General features: G+C 72.0%; 15 protein-coding genes. 11 read left to right on the top strand and 4 right to left on the bottom strand.

Going from position 1 to position 16,148, the window contains the following annotated elements; genetic code table 11:
- Positions 1-221: 221 nt before the first annotated feature.
- Positions 222-1,160 (bottom strand): NAD(P)/FAD-dependent oxidoreductase, encoded by a 939-nt coding sequence (locus ACFYP4_RS17370; protein WP_388786095.1) that lies wholly within the window; start codon positions 1,158-1,160, stop codon positions 222-224.
- Between the two features lie 76 nt (positions 1,161-1,236).
- On the opposite strand from ACFYP4_RS17370, the gene ACFYP4_RS17365 reads away from it, so the two are divergent.
- From ACFYP4_RS17365 to ACFYP4_RS17340, 6 genes are all read left to right on the top strand, one after another.
- The gene (locus tag ACFYP4_RS17365) at positions 1,237-1,863 is read left to right on the top strand and encodes an XRE family transcriptional regulator (RefSeq protein WP_358851149.1); all 627 of its coding nucleotides are present in this window, start codon (positions 1,237-1,239) and stop codon (positions 1,861-1,863) included.
- Positions 1,864-1,948: 85 nt separating this feature from the next.
- Entirely contained in the window at positions 1,949-2,926 is a 978-nt protein-coding gene (locus ACFYP4_RS17360; RefSeq protein WP_388786093.1) for an NADPH:quinone oxidoreductase family protein, read from the top strand.
- On the top strand, positions 2,923-4,131 hold the full coding sequence (locus tag ACFYP4_RS17355) for an acyl-CoA dehydrogenase family protein (protein WP_358851151.1): 1,209 nt from the start codon (positions 2,923-2,925) through the stop codon (positions 4,129-4,131). The genes ACFYP4_RS17360 and ACFYP4_RS17355 overlap by 4 nt, the downstream gene beginning before the upstream one ends.
- Positions 4,128-5,216 carry an acyl-CoA dehydrogenase family protein gene (locus ACFYP4_RS17350; RefSeq protein WP_358851152.1) on the top strand — a complete coding sequence of 363 codons (1,089 nt, stop codon included), beginning with the start codon at positions 4,128-4,130 and terminating at the stop codon, positions 5,214-5,216. The genes ACFYP4_RS17355 and ACFYP4_RS17350 overlap by 4 nt, the downstream gene beginning before the upstream one ends.
- A gap of 218 nt (positions 5,217-5,434) precedes the next feature.
- Positions 5,435-6,298 (top strand): phosphatidylinositol-specific phospholipase C/glycerophosphodiester phosphodiesterase family protein, encoded by an 864-nt coding sequence (locus tag ACFYP4_RS17345; protein WP_388786090.1) that lies wholly within the window; start codon positions 5,435-5,437, stop codon positions 6,296-6,298.
- Between the two features lie 104 nt (positions 6,299-6,402).
- On the top strand, positions 6,403-6,597 hold the full coding sequence (locus ACFYP4_RS17340) for a hypothetical protein (RefSeq protein ID WP_358851154.1): 195 nt from the start codon (positions 6,403-6,405) through the stop codon (positions 6,595-6,597).
- Positions 6,598-6,599: 2 nt separating this feature from the next.
- Here ACFYP4_RS17340 and ACFYP4_RS17335 read toward each other — a convergent pair whose 3' ends face one another.
- From ACFYP4_RS17335 to ACFYP4_RS17325, 3 genes are all read right to left on the bottom strand, one after another.
- Positions 6,600-7,829, bottom strand: coding sequence for a phosphodiester glycosidase family protein (locus ACFYP4_RS17335; protein ID WP_388786087.1), 1,230 nt, complete (start codon positions 7,827-7,829; stop codon positions 6,600-6,602).
- Positions 7,830-7,903: 74 nt separating this feature from the next.
- Positions 7,904-8,260, bottom strand: coding sequence for a DUF779 domain-containing protein (locus ACFYP4_RS17330; protein ID WP_388786085.1), 357 nt, complete (start codon positions 8,258-8,260; stop codon positions 7,904-7,906).
- A gap of 294 nt (positions 8,261-8,554) precedes the next feature.
- Entirely contained in the window at positions 8,555-10,495 is a 1,941-nt protein-coding gene (locus ACFYP4_RS17325; RefSeq protein WP_388786083.1) for an SMI1/KNR4 family protein, read from the bottom strand.
- Positions 10,496-10,594: 99 nt separating this feature from the next.
- Between ACFYP4_RS17325 and ACFYP4_RS17320 the strand changes: the two genes are divergently transcribed.
- The 5 genes from ACFYP4_RS17320 to ACFYP4_RS17300 all read left to right on the top strand — a co-directional run bounded on the left by ACFYP4_RS17320 (position 10,595) and on the right by ACFYP4_RS17300 (position 16,060).
- On the top strand, positions 10,595-11,605 hold the full coding sequence (locus ACFYP4_RS17320; RefSeq protein WP_388786081.1) for a PaaX family transcriptional regulator C-terminal domain-containing protein: 1,011 nt from the start codon (positions 10,595-10,597) through the stop codon (positions 11,603-11,605).
- Between the two features lie 229 nt (positions 11,606-11,834).
- On the top strand, positions 11,835-12,713 hold the full coding sequence (locus tag ACFYP4_RS17315; RefSeq protein ID WP_358851159.1) for an alpha/beta hydrolase: 879 nt from the start codon (positions 11,835-11,837) through the stop codon (positions 12,711-12,713).
- Positions 12,714-12,911: 198 nt separating this feature from the next.
- The gene (locus tag ACFYP4_RS17310) at positions 12,912-13,973 is read left to right on the top strand and encodes a glycosyl hydrolase 53 family protein (RefSeq protein ID WP_358851160.1); all 1,062 of its coding nucleotides are present in this window, start codon (positions 12,912-12,914) and stop codon (positions 13,971-13,973) included.
- 63 nt (positions 13,974-14,036) lie between these two features.
- On the top strand, positions 14,037-15,116 hold the full coding sequence (locus tag ACFYP4_RS17305; protein ID WP_388786079.1) for a rhamnogalacturonan acetylesterase: 1,080 nt from the start codon (positions 14,037-14,039) through the stop codon (positions 15,114-15,116).
- 59 nt (positions 15,117-15,175) lie between these two features.
- Positions 15,176-16,060 carry an SGNH/GDSL hydrolase family protein gene (locus ACFYP4_RS17300; protein WP_358851162.1) on the top strand — a complete coding sequence of 295 codons (885 nt, stop codon included), beginning with the start codon at positions 15,176-15,178 and terminating at the stop codon, positions 16,058-16,060.
- The last annotated feature ends 88 nt before the right edge of the window (positions 16,061-16,148 follow it).

Genomic DNA, 16,148 nt, shown 5'->3' with positions numbered 1-16,148 from the left:
CGCCGCCCCGCGCACACCCTTTAGGGACCCCGGCGGCGGCCGGAGTTCGATGATCAGTCGCTGGTCCCGGTCCTGGTGCCTAGTCCTGGTGCCTGGTGCAGCTGGGCTGCTGCTGATCGTGGTGCTGCCGGTGCTGCCGGTGCTGCCGGTGCTGCGCCGGTCGCCGGTCGCCGGTCGCCGATTGCGTCGCCGTCGCCGTCGCCGTCAGCCGCGCCGGGTGGTCAGCCGCGGGCGACCGCCGCGTCGATGTCGCCGAACACCAGGTCGCCGTTGAGGGCGGCCGCCGCCCGGTATCCGGCGCTCGCCGCGTTCACCACCTGTTCGGCGTGGCTGGTCGCGTTGCCCGCCGCCCAGACGCCCGGCACGGTCGTGCGGCCGGTCTCGTCGACCACCGGGTACGTGCCGAACGCGGTCTCGTGGAACTCGGCGCCCAGCTTTTCCAGAAGCTCCGTGCGCGGCGACAGGCGGGCCGCGACGAAGAGCACGGCGCGGTCGTGGACCGTACCGTCCGCGAGGCGGATCCCGGTGAGCCGGTCGTCGGCGGTCACGAGACCGGCGACCTCGCCCGGCACCACGTCGACCCCGGCGGCGGCGAGCCTGCGCAGGTCCTCGTCCGGGAGTGTGTCCTCGTCGACCGTGTGCAGGAACAGCCGCACGTCCTTCGACCAGTGGCTGACGATCAGCGCCTGGTGGATGCTCATCGGGCCGGTGGCCAGCACACCGAAGGGCTCGTCCCGGACCTCCCAGCCGTGGCAGTAGGGGCAGTGCAGCACGTCCCGTCCCCAGCGCTCGGCGACGCCCGGCACCGGCGGCAGCTCGTCGGCCAGCCCGGTGGCGACGACCAGCCGGCGGGCGTGCACCGTACGCCCGGCGGCGAGCGTCACCTCGAACTCGCCCGCCCCGTCCCGGGACACGTCCACGGCCCGGTCCCGGACCAGCTCGACGCCGTACCGCTCGATCTCCCGCCGTCCCTCGGCCAGGAACTCGGTCGGCGGCATGCCGTCGCGGGACAGATATCCCTGCATGTGCGCGGCGGGCGCGTTGCGCGGCTCGCCGGAGTCGACGACAAGTGTCGTGCGCCGGGCCCGGCCGAGCACCAGCCCCGCCGACAGTCCGGCCGTACCGCCCCCGACGACGACTGCTTCGTACCTTTCGGTCATGGTGACCACCTCCGCTCCGACAGTCGCCCGCAGCCGCCGTCTTGACAAATGCCTTTGCCGAATCTGCAATACATTCATGAGTGACACAGGCACAGGTGCAGGCGGAGAGCCGGCGGACGGGACGGGTGCGGACGCGGTCCTGGCGGGCGTCGGCCCACGGCTGCGGCGGATCCGCAAGGAGCGGGGGGCCACGCTCGCGGGCCTGTCCGAGGCGACCGGCATCTCCGTCAGTACGCTGTCGCGCCTGGAGTCCGGGCTGCGCAAGCCGAGCCTCGAGCTGCTGCTGCCGATCGCCCGCGCCCACAAGGTCGCACTCGACGAGCTGGTCGGCGCCCCGCCGGTCGACGATCCGCGCGTGCGTGCCAAGCCGATCCAGCGCAACGGCCGTACCCACTGGCCGCTCACCCGGCAGCCCGGCGGACTCCAGGCCTTCAAGGTCCTCGAACCGGTGCGCCGGCAGGAGCCCGACCCGCGGACCCACGAAGGCTACGAGTGGCTGTACGTGCTCTCCGGGCGGCTGCGACTGGTCCTCGGCGAGCACGACGTGGTGCTCGGTCCGGGTGAGGCCGCCGAGTTCGACACCCGGGTTCCGCACTGGTTCGGCTCCACGGGGGAAGGGCCGGTCGAGTTCCTGAGTCTCTTCGGTCCCCAGGGGGAACGCATGCACGTCAGGGCGCGGCCCACCAGGGCGTCCGCTCCGTGACGCACGCGACTGTTCCCTGATCGGCAAGCGACCGCTTAGTATGCGACGAGCCCGCTCAGACGAAGCAGTCCCGTGGAGGCCCCGCATGCAGGCATGGCAAGTGCACCAGAACGGCGAGCCGAGCGAGGTGATGCGGCTCGCGGACGTGGAGCGGCCCGTGCCCGGTGAGGGCCAGCTGCTGCTCAAGGTGCGCGCGGCGAACATCAACTTCCCGGACGCGCTGATGTGCCGCGGGCAGTACCAGGTCCGGCCGCCGCTGCCGTTCACCCCCGGTGTCGAGATCTGCGGCGAGACCGAGGACGGGCGCCGCGTCCTCGCCAACCCCGCGCTGCCGTACGGAGGTTTCGCCGAGTACGCCGTCGCGGACGCGGCCGCCGTCCTGCCCGCGCCCGACGCCCTCGACGACGCCGAGGCGGCCGCCCTGCACATCGGCTACCAGACGGGCTGGTTCGGTCTGCACCGGCGCGCCCGCCTGGAGGCGGGGGAGACACTGCTCGTCCACGCCGCCGCCGGAGGGGTCGGCAGCGCCGCGGTCCAGCTCGGCAAGGCCGCGGGCGCCACCGTCATCGGCGTGGTGGGCGGGGCCGACAAGGCCGCCGTCGCCCGTGAGCTCGGCTGCGACGTCGTCGTCGACCGACGCGCCGAGGACGTCATCGCCGTCGTGAAGGAGGCCACCGGCGGCCGGGGCGCCGACGTGATCTACGACCCCGTCGGCGGCGAGGCGTACACCCAGTCCACGAAGGTCGTCGCCTTCGAGGGCCGGATCGTCGTCGTCGGCTTCGCGAGCGGGACCATCCCCAGCCCCGGCCTGAACCACGCGCTGGTCAAGAACTACGCGATCCTCGGCCTGCACTGGGGTCTGTACAACACCAAGAACCCGAAGCTGGTCCAGCACTGCCACGAGCAGCTCACCGAGCTGGCCGCACGGGGCGCGGTCAAGCCGCTGATCAGCGAGCGCGTACCACTGAGCGCCGCCGCGGCGGCAGTGCAGCGCGTCGCCGACGGGACCACGACGGGACGCGTCGCCGTGCTCCCCTCGCCGGAGAACGGAGCAGACGCATGACCGACACCACACGCGAGGGCGGCGCACTCGACGCCGCGGGCCTGCGCCGCCGCACCCAGGAGCTGCTGGCCGCGCACCCGCCCGCGAGCACGGACCGCCTCGACTTCCTCAGGGCCCGCTTCGACGCCGGGCTCGCCTGGGTGCACTTCCCCGAGGGGCTCGGCGGTCTGGGCGTGTCCCGCACCCTCCAGGCCGTCGTGGACGCCGAGCTGGAGGCCGCGGGCGCCCCGGACAACGACCCCCGGCGCATCGGCATCGGCCTCGGCATGGCCGCCCCGACGATCCTCGGCTACGGCACGGAGGAGCAGAAGCGGCTCTTCCTGCGCCCCCTGTGGGTCGGCGAGGAGGTCTGGTGCCAGCTCTTCAGCGAGCCCGGCGCCGGCTCCGACCTCGCCGCGCTCGGCACCCGCGCCGTCCGCGAGGGCGACACCTGGGTGGTCAACGGGCAGAAGGTCTGGACGTCCAGCGCCCACGTGGCCCGCTGGGCGATCCTCATCGCCCGCACCGACCCCGACGCACCCAAGCACCGCGGGATCACCTACTTCGTCTGCGACATGAGCGACCCCGGTGTCGAGGTGCGGCCACTGCGCCAGATCACCGGCGAGGCCGAGTTCAACGAGGTCTTCCTCACCGACGTGCGCATCCCGGACGCGCACCGCCTCGGCGAGGTCGGGGACGGCTGGCGGGTCGCGCAGACCACGCTCATGAACGAGCGCGTCTCCATCGGCGGCATGCGCATCCCGCGCGAGGGCGGCATGATCGGCCCCGTCTCGAAGACCTGGCGTGAGCGCCCCGAGCTGCGCACCCACGACCTGCACCAGCGACTGCTGCGACTGTGGGTCGACGCCGAGGTCGCCCGGCTCTCCGGGGAGCGGCTGCGCCAGCAGCTCGTCGCGGGCCAGCCCGGCCACGAGGGCTCCGCCATGAAGCTCGGATTCGCCCGCCTCAACCAGGAGATCAGCGGCCTGGAGGTCGAACTCCTCGGTGAGGAAGGTCTGTTGTACGAGGACTGGACGATGCGCCGGCCCGAGAAGGTGGACTTCACCGGCCGTGACGCCGGCTACCGCTACCTCCGCTCCAAGGGCAACAGCATCGAGGGCGGGACCACCGAGGTCCTGCTGAACATCGTCGCCGAACGCGTGCTGGGTCTCCCCTCCGAGCCGCGCACCGACAAGGACGTCGCCTGGAAGGACCTGGCCCGATGAGCGATCTGCTGTACTCGGAGGAGGAAGAGGCGCTGCGCGCCGCCGTCCGCGGCCTCCTCGCCGACCACTGCGACGCGGCAGGCGTCATCACCCGCACCGAGAGCGACGCCCCGCACGACCGCGCCCTGTGGAAGGCACTCGCCGAGAACATGGGCCTCGCCGGCCTCCTCGTCCCCGAGGAGCGGGGCGGCCAGGGCGCCACCCACCGTGAAGCCGCCGTCGTCCTGGAGGAACTGGGCCGCGCCGTTGCGCCCGTTCCCTATCTGACCAGTGCGGTCGTCGCCACGGAGGCGCTGCTGGCCTGCGAGAGCGACGAGGCCACCACCCTGCTGGCCGCCCTGGCGTCCGGCCGGACGATCGGCGTGCTCGCCGTCGCGCTGTCCGTCGCCCCGGGCGGCACCCCCAGGGCCGTACGCCATGAAAACGGTTCCCTGCACGGGAAGTTGACCGGCATCGCGGACGCGGCCGCCGCCGACGTCCTGCTCGTCCCCGCCGAGGACGGCGCGCTGTACGCCGTGGACGCGGACGCCGTCACTCTCACGCCCCAGGTCTCCCTCGACCTCACCCGGCCCCTCGCCACGGTCGTCCTCGACGGGGCACCGGCGCGCCTGGTGAGCCCCGACGCCGCGCCGGCGATCAGCCGCGCCCTGCGGTCCGGCGCGGGCCTGCTCGCCTCCGAGCAACTCGGCCTCGCCGACTGGTGCCTGACCGAGACGGTCCGCTACCTGAAGGAACGCAAGCAGTTCAACCGGCCCGTCGGCGGCTTCCAGGCGCTCAAGCACCGGCTCGCACAGGTGTGGCTGGAAGTCGTCAACCTGCGCGCCGCCGCCCGCAACGCCGCCGACGCGCTCGCCACCGGCAGCGCGGACACCGCGGTGGCCGTGGCCGTCGCCGGGGCCTACGCGGCGCCGGTCGCCGTGCACGCCGCCGAGGAGGCCCTCCAGCTGCACGGCGGCATCGGCATGACCTGGGAACACCCGGTCCACCTCTACCTGAAGCGGGCGAAGGCCGATTCCCTCGCCTACGGCACCGCCGGCAGGCAGCGGGAGGAACTGGCCGAACTGGTCGACCTGCGCGCACCCTGACGCCCGGCAAGCCTCCGCCGCATGGCCCGCCCTCCGGGGCGGGCCATGCCTGTGCGTGCGGCGCGCCGAGGAAGTGAACCCGCGACGGCAGTCCGGCCAACTCCCCGCACACCCCTGCTCCTTCACGGCCGCGGGACCGCATACTCTCCCCGACCCGACTTCGCTCGAAGGGGCGGTGCTCCCGCCTGCCCCGCAGGGCACCTCCAGGGAGGCAGAGCATGGCCCTCACCACCCGCCGCAGAGCCCTCACCACCCTCGGCGCCGCCCTCGCGGGCACCGTCGCGCTGCCCCCCGCGCTCGCGGCGGCCGGCGAGCGCCGGCACCGCCCGCGTCCCCTGTGGCGCGCCCACGCGCACAACGACTACGAACATCCGAGGCCCCTCCTCGACGCCCTCGACCACCGCTTCGGCAGCGTCGAGGCCGACATCTACCTGGTGGGCGGCCAACTCCTCGTCGCGCACGACCCCGCCGACCTGGACCCGGCCCGCACCCTCGAGGCCCTCTACCTGGCCCCTCTCGCCGCCCGCGTCCGGGCTGAGCACGGCTCGGTGTACCGGGGGCACCGCAGGCCCCTGCAACTGCTCATCGACCTCAAGACCGAGGGCGCCTCGACGTACCTCGAACTCGACCGCCATCTGCGCCACTACCGGCACCTGTTCACCACGTACGCGCACGGGCGGGTGCACCCGGGAGCCGTGACCGCGGTGATCTCCGGCGACCGGGCCGCCCGCGCCCCCATGGAGGCACAGAGCGTGCGGCGTGCCTTCTACGACGGCCGCCTCGCCGACCTCGGCACCGCGGCACCCGCCTCCTTCGTCCCGCTGATCAGCGACAACTGGACCCTCAACTTCACCTGGCAGGGTGTCGGCCCGTTCCCCGCCGCCGAGCGGGAGAAGCTGCACGGCATCACCGGGTCGGCACACGCCCGCGGCCAGCGGGTGCGGTTCTGGGCCACCCCCGATCTGCCGGGACCGGCGCGTGAGGCACTGTGGGGCGAACTCCTCGCCGCCGGCGTCGACCACCTCAACACGGATGACCTGGCCGGGCTCCAGGCATTCCTCGACGCTCACGACAGGCCGTAGAACTCCACACGTTCGGAGGACACGTCAACCGCCCGGAAGAACCCTCCGCTACGCGACACTTGCGGCCGAACGCCGCGCTGTCGACGTGGCGGAGGAGGTTGACGATGGCCATTACCATCTCTGTGGTGGTGCTGCTGCTGATCCTGGCGGTGGTCTTCGTGCGCAACGGCGCGCTGAAGCTCTCCCACGCCGTGGTCTGCGTCATGCTGGGGTTCTACCTGGCGAGCACGAGCATGGCGCCGACCATCAACGAGGGGCTCACGGCCACCGCGAACATCGTGAGCAGCCTGAACCCCTGACGTCAGGACCGCGCGAACACACCGATGCCGTTGGGCACCGGCCGTTCCGCACCACCGCTGGGGTGATTGCGTACGGTGACGGCGGCGGCCCCGGGATCCCGGGCCACCAGCGTGGTGGAGCCGCCGCCGTCCAGACTGAAGGCGTCCTCGGACCCCAAACCGCGCAGGGTGTCCGCCACTTCGGCGACGGTCAGACCGCTGCGGTACGCGGGCGCCCCGTCCACGGCGAACAGGAGCAGGCGGCGCCCGCCCTCCGCGACGCCGACCGCGGTCCGCACGGCCGACGTCGTGTCGTCCAGACCGGGCAGCGGCCGGCCGCCGATGAGGACCGGACAGCCGCCGAGCGCGAAGCGGTACGGGACCCGGGAGCGCGCCGCCACCAGACGGTGCCGCACCCGGACAGCCTCACCCGCCGACAGCTTGCGCAACCGCTGTGCCCCCGCCTCCCGGCCGACCAGGACGGTGGTGTCCGCGTCGATGGGACCGGCGCCGGGCGTGTCGGCGGCCGAGACGACCCTGCCGTCCCTGACCGTCACCTCGTAGGTGTCCGAACTGCAGGGCGCGGCACGGTCGGTGTCCGTGCCGCAGACGGCCCGGGCCCGCGAGACGCCTCCCCAGTCCGAGGTGAACGCGCCGACCGAACCCCCGGGCAGCGCGTACTGGTTGAGCCCGCCGAGCGCGAACTGCCCGTCGCGGGTGCGCACGGAGCCGTCGAGCGCCAAGCCGTCCACTCTGGCCCTGCCGTCGACGCCCACGCCGAGGACGTCCTTCGTGGTGGCGCCGGGCGGCAGCGCGGGGCCGAAACGCTGTCCGTCCGGGACCGCGGCCTTCAGCACCCGCCGGTTCGCGATCGCCGGGCCGACGGGTGCGCCCGTCGCCTCGACCCCGGGATGCTGGGTCTCGGTGATGTTGAAGAAGTCGCCGTTGACGCCCGCGACGGCGCCCAGGGAATCGGCCAGCCGTGAGACGGGAGCCCGGGACGCCACGACGCCGGGGTACAGCAGACCCACGCTCGTGCGGGAGCTGCGCAGGTCGACGGTCAGCAGATGGGCGTGCGTCACGCCCTTGGCAGCCTGCACGTCGAACGCCGTGTAGCGCACGCCCGGCGCGATCTCCGTGCCGTCCTCCGCCGCGCCGGCCGGCGCCGCCGTCGTCAGAGCCGCTCCGGCGAGCGCGCTCCACGCCGCCAGAGCCGTCAGTACCGTCTTGAACCGTGCGGTGCGACGCGTCACAGTCCCCCCTGATGTCTCGTCAACTGTCCCAGTACTTCAGGGGAGTGCACCAGACGGCGGGGCCGTGCCGACGGCTACGTGCCCACGACGCGGGAACGGATCAGAAAACGCACCCCTTCGGGTGCCTCCAGCGAGAAACCGCTGCCCCGTCCCGGCACGACGTCGACGATCAGCCGGGTGTGGCGCCACACCTCGTACTGACTCCTCGACATCCAGAACGTGACCGGTTCCCCGGGCCCGTCCACCTCCAGTTCGGCGAGAAGGATGTCGGAAGCGCCGGTGCGGAACTCGCCGGCCGGAAAGCACATGGGGGCGCTGCCGTCGCAGCAGCCGCCGGACTGGTGGAACATCAGCGGTCCGTGGAGGGCGCGCAGCCGTGCCAGCAACGCGGCGGCGGCCGGCGTCAGTTCGACGAGCGGAGTCGTGTCCACTGCGGTGGCTCCCGTCCTCGGGATGTCGGGCGCGCCACGGTCCCGTCCCGTGGCCGGGTCCAGCCAACTCCCCGGCACGTTGCACGGACGTTGCGCGGCGCGGCGATGCCGGAACGGGCACCGTCCGGGCGTCAGTCGCCGGTCTGCCGTCGGCCGTCAGGCAATGGCCGTCAGCCGCAAGCCGCAAGCCGTCAGCCGCCAGCCGCCAGCCGTCAGCCGTGGCCATGGGCATCGGCCGTCGGCCGTCGGACATCGGCCGTCGGACATCGGCTGTCGGCCGACGGCCGACGGCGGTTACGAGCGCGGGTCCGGCGCGACGGTTCCCTCGACAGGGTCCGCGGTCTCCCCTATGCGTATGACCGTGTAGGTCTCCCCGTCCCCGGGCGGCCGCGTCCAGGAGCGGGTGGTGAACGTGTGCAGGCGTCCCCTCACGAGGGCGTGCCGCGGCAGACGGACACCGAACTGCTCGGTCACCGCCGCCAGCAACGGCCGTTCCGCCTCGGCGCCGCCCTCCGCGTCACCGAAGGAGCGGTCCGGGTCCAGCGCCCGCGGTATCTCCCCGCTCGACCGGACCTCGCCGTCCGTGTACGTGAACGCGTACTCCTCCGCACCGTCCCGGGCCACCGAAAGGTGGAAGAACGGTTCCCCGTGCCAAGCCCTCAGGCCGCTCCACACCACCACGACGCGGGTGCCCGCACTGGCGGCAGCGGCCGGTGAGACGAACCGCCACCGGTTGAACGGGGCGGGGTCGCCGTCGAAGGCGAAGCTCCAGCCGGCGCCGGCCCGGCCGACCGCCATGAGCGCCCTGTCGTCATGGGACGAGCTCTCCCGCCGGTCGCGCAGTGCCCTTGCGCGTGCCTCCCAGGCGGTCGCCGGTGTGTTCAGCACGGTGCCGTCCCCGTCCGCGAGGCGTCCGGGCAGCTCCTGCGGCTCCACCCCCTCCACCAGGACGAACCGGTAGGACGTACGGTTGTTGCCCGGGTCCCGCTCCGCGAGCCATGCCAGGTCACCCGGGTCGAGCCCGGCCGTCGGCCGCGGTGCCTCACCCTGCTGTCCGCCCCGCGGGGTGGACAGCAGCTCGCGGCCACGCTCCGCGGTCAGCAGCGGCCCGAGCAGGGGATCGGCCACCCATCCCAGGGGCGCCAAGTGGTCCGGTCCCAGCGGTTCCCACAGGGGCAGCGCGTCCCGCAGCGTCCGCCACGCCGCGTCGGTGTCCCCCCACCGTGCCAGCTCCCGAGCCCGCTCGACCGCCTCTCCGAACGGTCCGGCCGCCGCATACCGGTACGTGCCGTTCCGCAGCTGATCCAGAGTCGTGTGGGCCAGCGACACCACATCGTCCCCGGCGCCCCGCAGATGGAACGTCAGCGTCGAGTCGTCCCGGTAGGAGTGCGCCGCGTGCTCGGCCATCAACGGTGGCAACAGCTCGGGCGCGTATCGGGGGTCCGTCACCAGGCCGTCGAAGTCGACCGCGTGGGTCTCTCCGAGCAGGCGGCGGATCTGGTGGCCCAGCCCGGCGGCCCGCGGCCTGCCGTACTCCTTGGCTTCCGCCAGCGCTCTCCCGGCTCGCTCCCAGCCGCCGCGCAGCGCCTCCAGCCGGGCCTCTTCCACCTGGGCGTCCAGCTTCCGCGTCGTGTCGTTGGCGAACACCGGCTCCCCGTCATTCCGGTGCGCCCGCAGGCTGTGGAACTCGCGGTGCATGTCCCGCATGAACGCGTGGAAGTTCGCGTGCCGCTCGGGTGGCGCGGCCCGCCAGCTCGCCCAGGTGTAGACGGCCCACTCGCCGTCCTCGTCCACGTCCTCGGGATCCAGGAGGACGTGGGTGATGTCGGATTCCACGTCGAGCTGCAGCCCGCGCCGCCAGATGTCCGCCTCCCGACGCTCCTCGGGCCCGGCGTCCTCGTCCAGGTACTCCTCGTACATGTCCGCGAGCCCCGACTCGTTGCGGTGCCAGCGCGCGTCCGCGGTCCCGGCCAGCAGCCACACGAACCCGCCCGCGTGCCGCCACCCGTCGCTGACCTTCAGGAACTCCCGGTACGACGGCGGCATCCGCCGGCCCAGACGCTCCTCCATGGCCACGATCCGCTCCTCCGAAGCGGGCGGGAACCCCAGCCACCGCGCCCGCAGCGCGGCCTCGTCGTCCGTGCTCCGCGTCTCGTCGTCCGGAAGGGAATCCGCCCATTCGGCGCTCCACTCGAGCAGGAAGGGCCGCCAGTCGAATGCCGTGGTGTCCGTCATGGTCCCGATGCTGCCAGCCACCACTGACAGCGCTCCGCCGACTGGAGTCGGAGTACGAGGTGATTCACCTTGCCGTACGGGCGGACACTGGACTGTAAGATGCTCCACCGGGGGACCGCCGTATTCGACGTGCCGGAGCAGACCTTGGCGAACCTGTCCCACCTGGAGGAGATCTTCTCCGGCGACGGTGATGAGCCGACGCGCTCGCGCCGCTGGCAGGCCGGCGGTTCACCAGCGGGCCTGGCGGTCACCCTGATCGCGGACTACACGTATCCGGTCCGGGCCCGGTTGCCAGCGGCGGCCATCGTGGCGCTGCTGGGGGAGTTCGACGTGGCCGAAGGCGCCGCCCGCACGACGATCAGCAGGCTGGCGCGTCGAGGGGTCTTGGAGGGCTGTCGGCGGGGGCGGTACAGCTCGTACCGGCTGACGCGGGAGGCCGCCGCCGATGTGTGGAGTGGCGGTGCCTCGATCGCCACGTTCACCACCCAACCGGACCTGTGGGACGGCTGGTGGACGCTGGTCGCCTTCTCCGTGCCGGAACGGGAGAGCGCGCGACGGCGTGCGCTGCGCACCGCCCTGCGGTGGCGGGGGTTCGCGCCGCTGTACGACGCGGTCTGGGCGTCGCCTCACCCGCTCACAGCCAGGGGGCAGGTGGAGCTGGCCGACCTGGCGCTGGGGTCCATGAGTGTGTTCCGCGCGCGTCAGGTGAACCTTGAGACGGACGCGAACCGCAACCCGGTCGCCGCGTGGGACCTGCCCGGCATCGCCGAGCAGTACGAGGCCTTCGTCCGGCGGTGGAGCGGTTGGGTGCCCCGTGTCAGCGCCGACGCCGTCACCGGGGCCGACGCGGTGCGCGCACGCACCGAAGTGATGAGCGCCTACCGGCACTTCCCGGTGCTGGACCCACTGCTCCCCGTCGAGCTGCTGCCGGCCGACTGGCCCCGGGCCCGGGCGCGGGAGGTCTGCGTCGCGGTGTACGACGGCCTGGCCCACCCGGCCCAGGAACACGTCCGTTCCGTGGCGGCCCGGTTCGCCGACGGTCCGGATCCTGACATCAGGGCGCACACGATCGCGGGCATGAGTGCCGGGATCGGTCACAGCCCCGGCTGACGGCTGGCTTCAGGGTAATTGCGTCGCAACGATTGACACTTGGGCGTCCGGTCCCGACTCTTTTTGTCATGTGCAGCGGTGTGGGAACGTTCCCAGTCCGCAGGGCGCGCAGAGTGAAGCGTGCGTCCCCACCCCGGGTGCCACCCCGCAGATGAAGCAACCGCGGTCCCTGATCCCTCACATGGCGCCACGTCCCCCTCTGGCGCCCCCACGCACAGGGAGTCATTCCATGAGCATGCAACGGCGTAGGTTCCTGGCGCTGAGCGCGACCGGCGTCGGCGCTTCCCTACTCGGTACCGGGCAGGCAGGCGCCCTCGTCGGGCCGCGGGGCGCACCCGGCAAACGGTTCGCCGTGGGGGTGCGCCCGTACGCCTGGAGCCGCGGCAGTCGCCGGTGGACGACCTACGTCTACTACCCGGCTTCCGGAACCCCCGGCGGCGCCCCGGTCACCAACGCGCCGGTCGCCCAAGGGGTCTTCCCCGTCTGCGAGTTCATGCACGGGTTCAGCAGCAGCCCGCAGAAGTCCCTCGCGGTGATCCGTCCCCTGGCCGAGGCCGGCTTCATCGTCCCCGCTCCCCACTTCGCCAACCTCAGCGGTGGGGATGTCAACAACGGCAACCAGTCCAAGGACGTCTCCGAGGTCATCACCCGGACCCTCGCCCTGAACACGGCCGGCGACCCGCTGGCCGGCCACATCAACACCTCGGTCGGCGTCGGCGTCTCCGGGCACTCGATGGGCGGCATGACCACCCACGGCCTGCTGACCGCCTGGCCGGACTCGCGGATCACCGCCGCGATCCCGATGTCGTGTGTGGACATGGGCACCCCCGGTAGCCGGGTCAGGGCCAAGGTGCTGTTCATGCACGGCGACCGTGACAGTACGTGCCCCATCTCCTCCGCCCGCCAGGCATACCGGGAACTGCCCGCGCCCAGGGCGTTCCTCACCTTCCGCGGCGCGGGCCACAGCAACTACTTCGGCGACGCTCGGACGGTCAACACCTTCGTGGACTGGATGCGCTTCAGCCTGTACGGCGACATCGCCGCCCGCGACCGCCTTCCCGTCGACGCCACTTCCGGCGGTACCACCTGGGAATCCGTCCTGAGCTGAGAGGTCACCGCTCACCTCCACCACTCAGATTGTCATGAGCGGGTCAGATCTGGGATCGGGCTGCCGGCGTGTCCGGTCGCGCAGCCCCACCGGATCCGCAGACACAACCCACCTCCACACGGTCCACCGTCCACACGCGCTGACCCCGCCACGAGGTCGCCACGGCTCGCGTGCGCCGACACGCAGGAAGGAACGACCATGCACCCCACCGAGGCATCGGCATCCGGTACCGGACGAATCAGCCGAAGGACCCTGCTCAAGGCCACCACCGTGACCGCCGGGGCGATCGCGACCTCGGCCGCGTTCGCCGAACTCGAGACGCCGGCCAATGCTGCCGCAGGTTTCGTCAAGGGCGTCGACATCAGCTGGGTACCGCAGATGGAGGCGCGCGGCTTCTCGTGGAAGAACGCCAGTGGGCAGAAGCAGGACCTGCTGACCGTCCTCAAGGGATACGGCATCACTGCCGTGCGGTTGCGCACGTTCGTCAACCCGTCCAGTGACCCGGCCAACGGGCACTGCGGTATCAACGAGGTCGCCGCGTTCGCCAAGCGGGTCAAGGCCGCCGGAATGTCGATCATGCTCGACTACATGTTCGGCGACACCTGGAACTCCGTCGGCGTGCAGAACCCGCCCGCCGCCTGGAAGAACATGAACTACAGCCAGATGCTCACCGCGATGAGCAGATACGTGAACCAGACCATGACCGTCATGAAGAACAACGACGTGCTCCCGTCGTGGGTCCAGATCGGGAACGAGATCAACACCGGGATCTGCCGCCCGGTGGGCAGCGTCTCCAACCCCGCGCAGCTGGCCGGGCTGCTCAACGCCGCATACGACCAGGTCAAGGCGGTCTCGCCGAGCGCGACGGTCTGCATCCACCTGGCCCAGCCGCAGAAGTGGGACGTGATGACGACGTTCTTCAGCCGCTTTGCGGCCAACGGCGGCAAGTGGGACATGTCGGTGTTCTCCTCCTACGGCAGCGCCGACCTCGCCCCCGGCATCGTGGGAAACATGAAGAAGATCTCCGACACCTACGGCAAGCCGTTCCTGCAGAGCGAGTTCGGTGGCCGGGTGGACCGGGCCTCCTCCACCCAGGCGGCGCTGGTGGCCTACATCAAGGCGCTGAAGGCCGCCGGCGGGCAGGGCATCTTCTACTGGGAACCGGAGTGCATGTCCCCGTTCACCGGCTACAACATGGGCGCCTGGGACTCCTCCACGCAGCGGCCCACCGTCATCATGAACGGCTTCACCCAGGCCTGAGCGACAGGCCGTGGACCTCAGCCCGGGCATCACCCCGGCCGACGACGAGGACTGATGATGGCAATGCGCACGACGCTGAACCGCGACGAGCGTGGAGTGAGGAGGGGAGCGGCGGTCCTCCTGATCCTCGCGGCCCTGGCCGGCACCGGTGCGGTGCGTGCCGAAGCCGCCACGCGGGCCCTGCCCGCGGGCTGTTCCGGCGCCGCGCCGATCCGGTGCCACTACGCGGTGCCGCCCGGCGAGTACGACGTGACGGTCTCCATCGGTGGTGCTGCCTCCGCCGGACGGACCGAGATGTGGGTGGAGGCCCGTCGCCTGATGCTTCCGGCGACGAGCACGGCGGCCGGTGCCGGCGCCTCGTACTCGTTCACCGTCGACGTGCGGCAGCCGGAGGGGCAGCCGACCGGGCAGGGCGGCAATGGAAACCCCGGCCTGGACCTCCGGTTCGCCGGTGCCGCCCCCCAGGTGTCGGCCGTCTCGGTGAGTCCGGCGCCCCGGCCGCTGGTCGCCTACCTGGCCGGCGACTCGACCGTGTGCGACCAGCCGGCCGCCCCGTACACCGGCTGGGGCCAGATGATCACGACCGCGATGCGTCCCGGCGCGGCCATCGCCAACTACGGCGACTCAGGCGAGAGCTCAGGCAGCTACCTGTCCAACTCGGCACTCTTCCCGGCCCTGCTGGCGAAGGTCAGGACGAACGACCCGGTCTTCATCCAGCTCGGCCACAACGACAAGCAGACCAGCGCGTCCGCCTACCGGAACAACCTCACCACCATGATCACGCGGGTCCGCGCCAAGGGCGGGATCCCGGTCCTGGTGACGCCACCGGTCCGCCGGCTGTTCGACGGCAACCGGCTCACGGCCACGGCGCTGCACGTCAACGGCGTCGGCGTGAACCTGCCCGCCGAAATGCGCTCGGTCGGCGCGGCGCAGGGGGTTCCGCTGATCGATCTGACCGCCAGGAGCAAGACGCTGATCGAGTCCCTCGGCCCCTCCGCCTCGGCACAACTCTTCCTGCGGTCCTCGGTCGACGGCGTCACCGACAACACCCACTTCTCGCAGTACGGCGCGACCCGGATCGGAGACCTGCTGCTCCAGAGCATCCGCGAACAGAACCTGCCCCTCGCCACGTACCTGCGCTGACCGACGCGGGGCGGCGCCTCACCTGTCCTGTCCCTGGCCCTGCTTCCGGGAGAGACTCGATGAAGAACGTACGGACACTCATCACGACCGCGCTGGCGGTCGCCATGTCGGGCCTCGGCGTTCACGTCGCCTCGGCAGCCGATGTCTCGTCGGCGTCCGACGTCGTTGCGGTGAACTGCACGGGCGCCCCCGGTGCCGCCGCTCCGGCTGTCCGGGCGGCGGCCGCGCCGGTCACCGTGTGGCTGGCCGGTGACTCGACCATGGCCAACCCCGGCGCCGCCAGTTGCCCGGTCGGCTGGGGCAGCCAGTTCGACGCCCTGTTCAACAGCGACGTGACCGTCAAGAACCAGGCCGTGGGCGGCCGCAGCATCCAGACCTGGCTGTACGAGGGGAACGTGAGCAGCACGAAGGACTCCGCCGGCGAGTGCCGGCTCACCTCAACCGCGTACTCGTCACGCTGGGAGGCGATGCTGAACGCGAGCACCGGAATGAAGGCCGGCGACTACCTGTTCATCCAGTTCGGTATCAACGACTCCTCGTCGACCTGCCCACGGCACGTCGGTCGGGACCGGTACCAGCAGTTGATGACCATGATGGCGAAGGCCGCCCTCGCCCGGGGCGCACACCCGGTGCTGCTCACCCCAGTGGCGGCCATCACCTGTTCCGGCAGCACGGCCGTCGGGAACCGCGGTTTCGTCCCCCAGACCTTCGCCGCCGGATCCGCGACCGGGGCCCCGGTCGTCGACCTGCACACGCTCAGCGTCTCGCGCTACAACAGCCTGCGCTTCTGCCCGAACAACGGCGACTACGGATCGGGCCCCGTGGGCGCCTTCTTCTGCAACGACCACACCCATTTCGAAACCTACGGCGCGCAGCAGGTCGCCGGGCTCGTCGCCGGTGACGTGCGCAGACAGGGACTCCCGCTTGCCGCGTATCTCAGGTAGGGGCCTGCGGGCTGCCCTCTCGCAGGTGTTCCGTGGGGGGCCGCCGATGGGCCACGCGGAGGGCAGACGGGTGCCGTGAAGGGCGCCT

The sequence above is a fragment of the Streptomyces sp. NPDC005551 genome (genome assembly GCF_042871785.1).
Classification (GTDB): Bacteria; Actinomycetota; Actinomycetes; order Streptomycetales; family Streptomycetaceae; genus Streptomyces.
The sequence above is the reverse complement of the archived record's forward strand: the minus strand, read 5'-3'. Positions and strand labels throughout refer to the sequence as shown.

Bases quoted from the DNA above. Each gene is read 5' to 3' on its own strand.
- ACFYP4_RS17340 (WP_358851154.1), top strand. From the start codon at position 6,403: ATGGCCATTACCATCTCTGTGGTGGTGCTGCTGCTGATCCTGGCGGTG.
- ACFYP4_RS17305 (WP_388786079.1), top strand. From the start codon at position 14,037: ATGCGCACGACGCTGAACCGCGACGAGCGTGGAGTGAGGAGGGGAGCG.
- ACFYP4_RS17345 (WP_388786090.1), top strand. From the start codon at position 5,435: ATGGCCCTCACCACCCGCCGCAGAGCCCTCACCACCCTCGGCGCCGCC.
- ACFYP4_RS17350 (WP_358851152.1), top strand. From the start codon at position 4,128: ATGAGCGATCTGCTGTACTCGGAGGAGGAAGAGGCGCTGCGCGCCGCC.
- ACFYP4_RS17365 (WP_358851149.1), top strand. From the start codon at position 1,237: ATGAGTGACACAGGCACAGGTGCAGGCGGAGAGCCGGCGGACGGGACG.
- ACFYP4_RS17300 (WP_358851162.1), top strand. From the start codon at position 15,176: ATGAAGAACGTACGGACACTCATCACGACCGCGCTGGCGGTCGCCATG.
- ACFYP4_RS17360 (WP_388786093.1), top strand. From the start codon at position 1,949: ATGCAGGCATGGCAAGTGCACCAGAACGGCGAGCCGAGCGAGGTGATG.
- ACFYP4_RS17310 (WP_358851160.1), top strand. From the start codon at position 12,912: ATGCACCCCACCGAGGCATCGGCATCCGGTACCGGACGAATCAGCCGA.
- ACFYP4_RS17355 (WP_358851151.1), top strand. From the start codon at position 2,923: ATGACCGACACCACACGCGAGGGCGGCGCACTCGACGCCGCGGGCCTG.
- ACFYP4_RS17320 (WP_388786081.1), top strand. From the start codon at position 10,595: ATGCTCCACCGGGGGACCGCCGTATTCGACGTGCCGGAGCAGACCTTG.
- ACFYP4_RS17370 (WP_388786095.1), bottom strand. From the start codon at position 1,160: ATGACCGAAAGGTACGAAGCAGTCGTCGTCGGGGGCGGTACGGCCGGA.
- ACFYP4_RS17315 (WP_358851159.1), top strand. From the start codon at position 11,835: ATGAGCATGCAACGGCGTAGGTTCCTGGCGCTGAGCGCGACCGGCGTC.
- ACFYP4_RS17325 (WP_388786083.1), bottom strand. From the start codon at position 10,495: ATGACGGACACCACGGCATTCGACTGGCGGCCCTTCCTGCTCGAGTGG.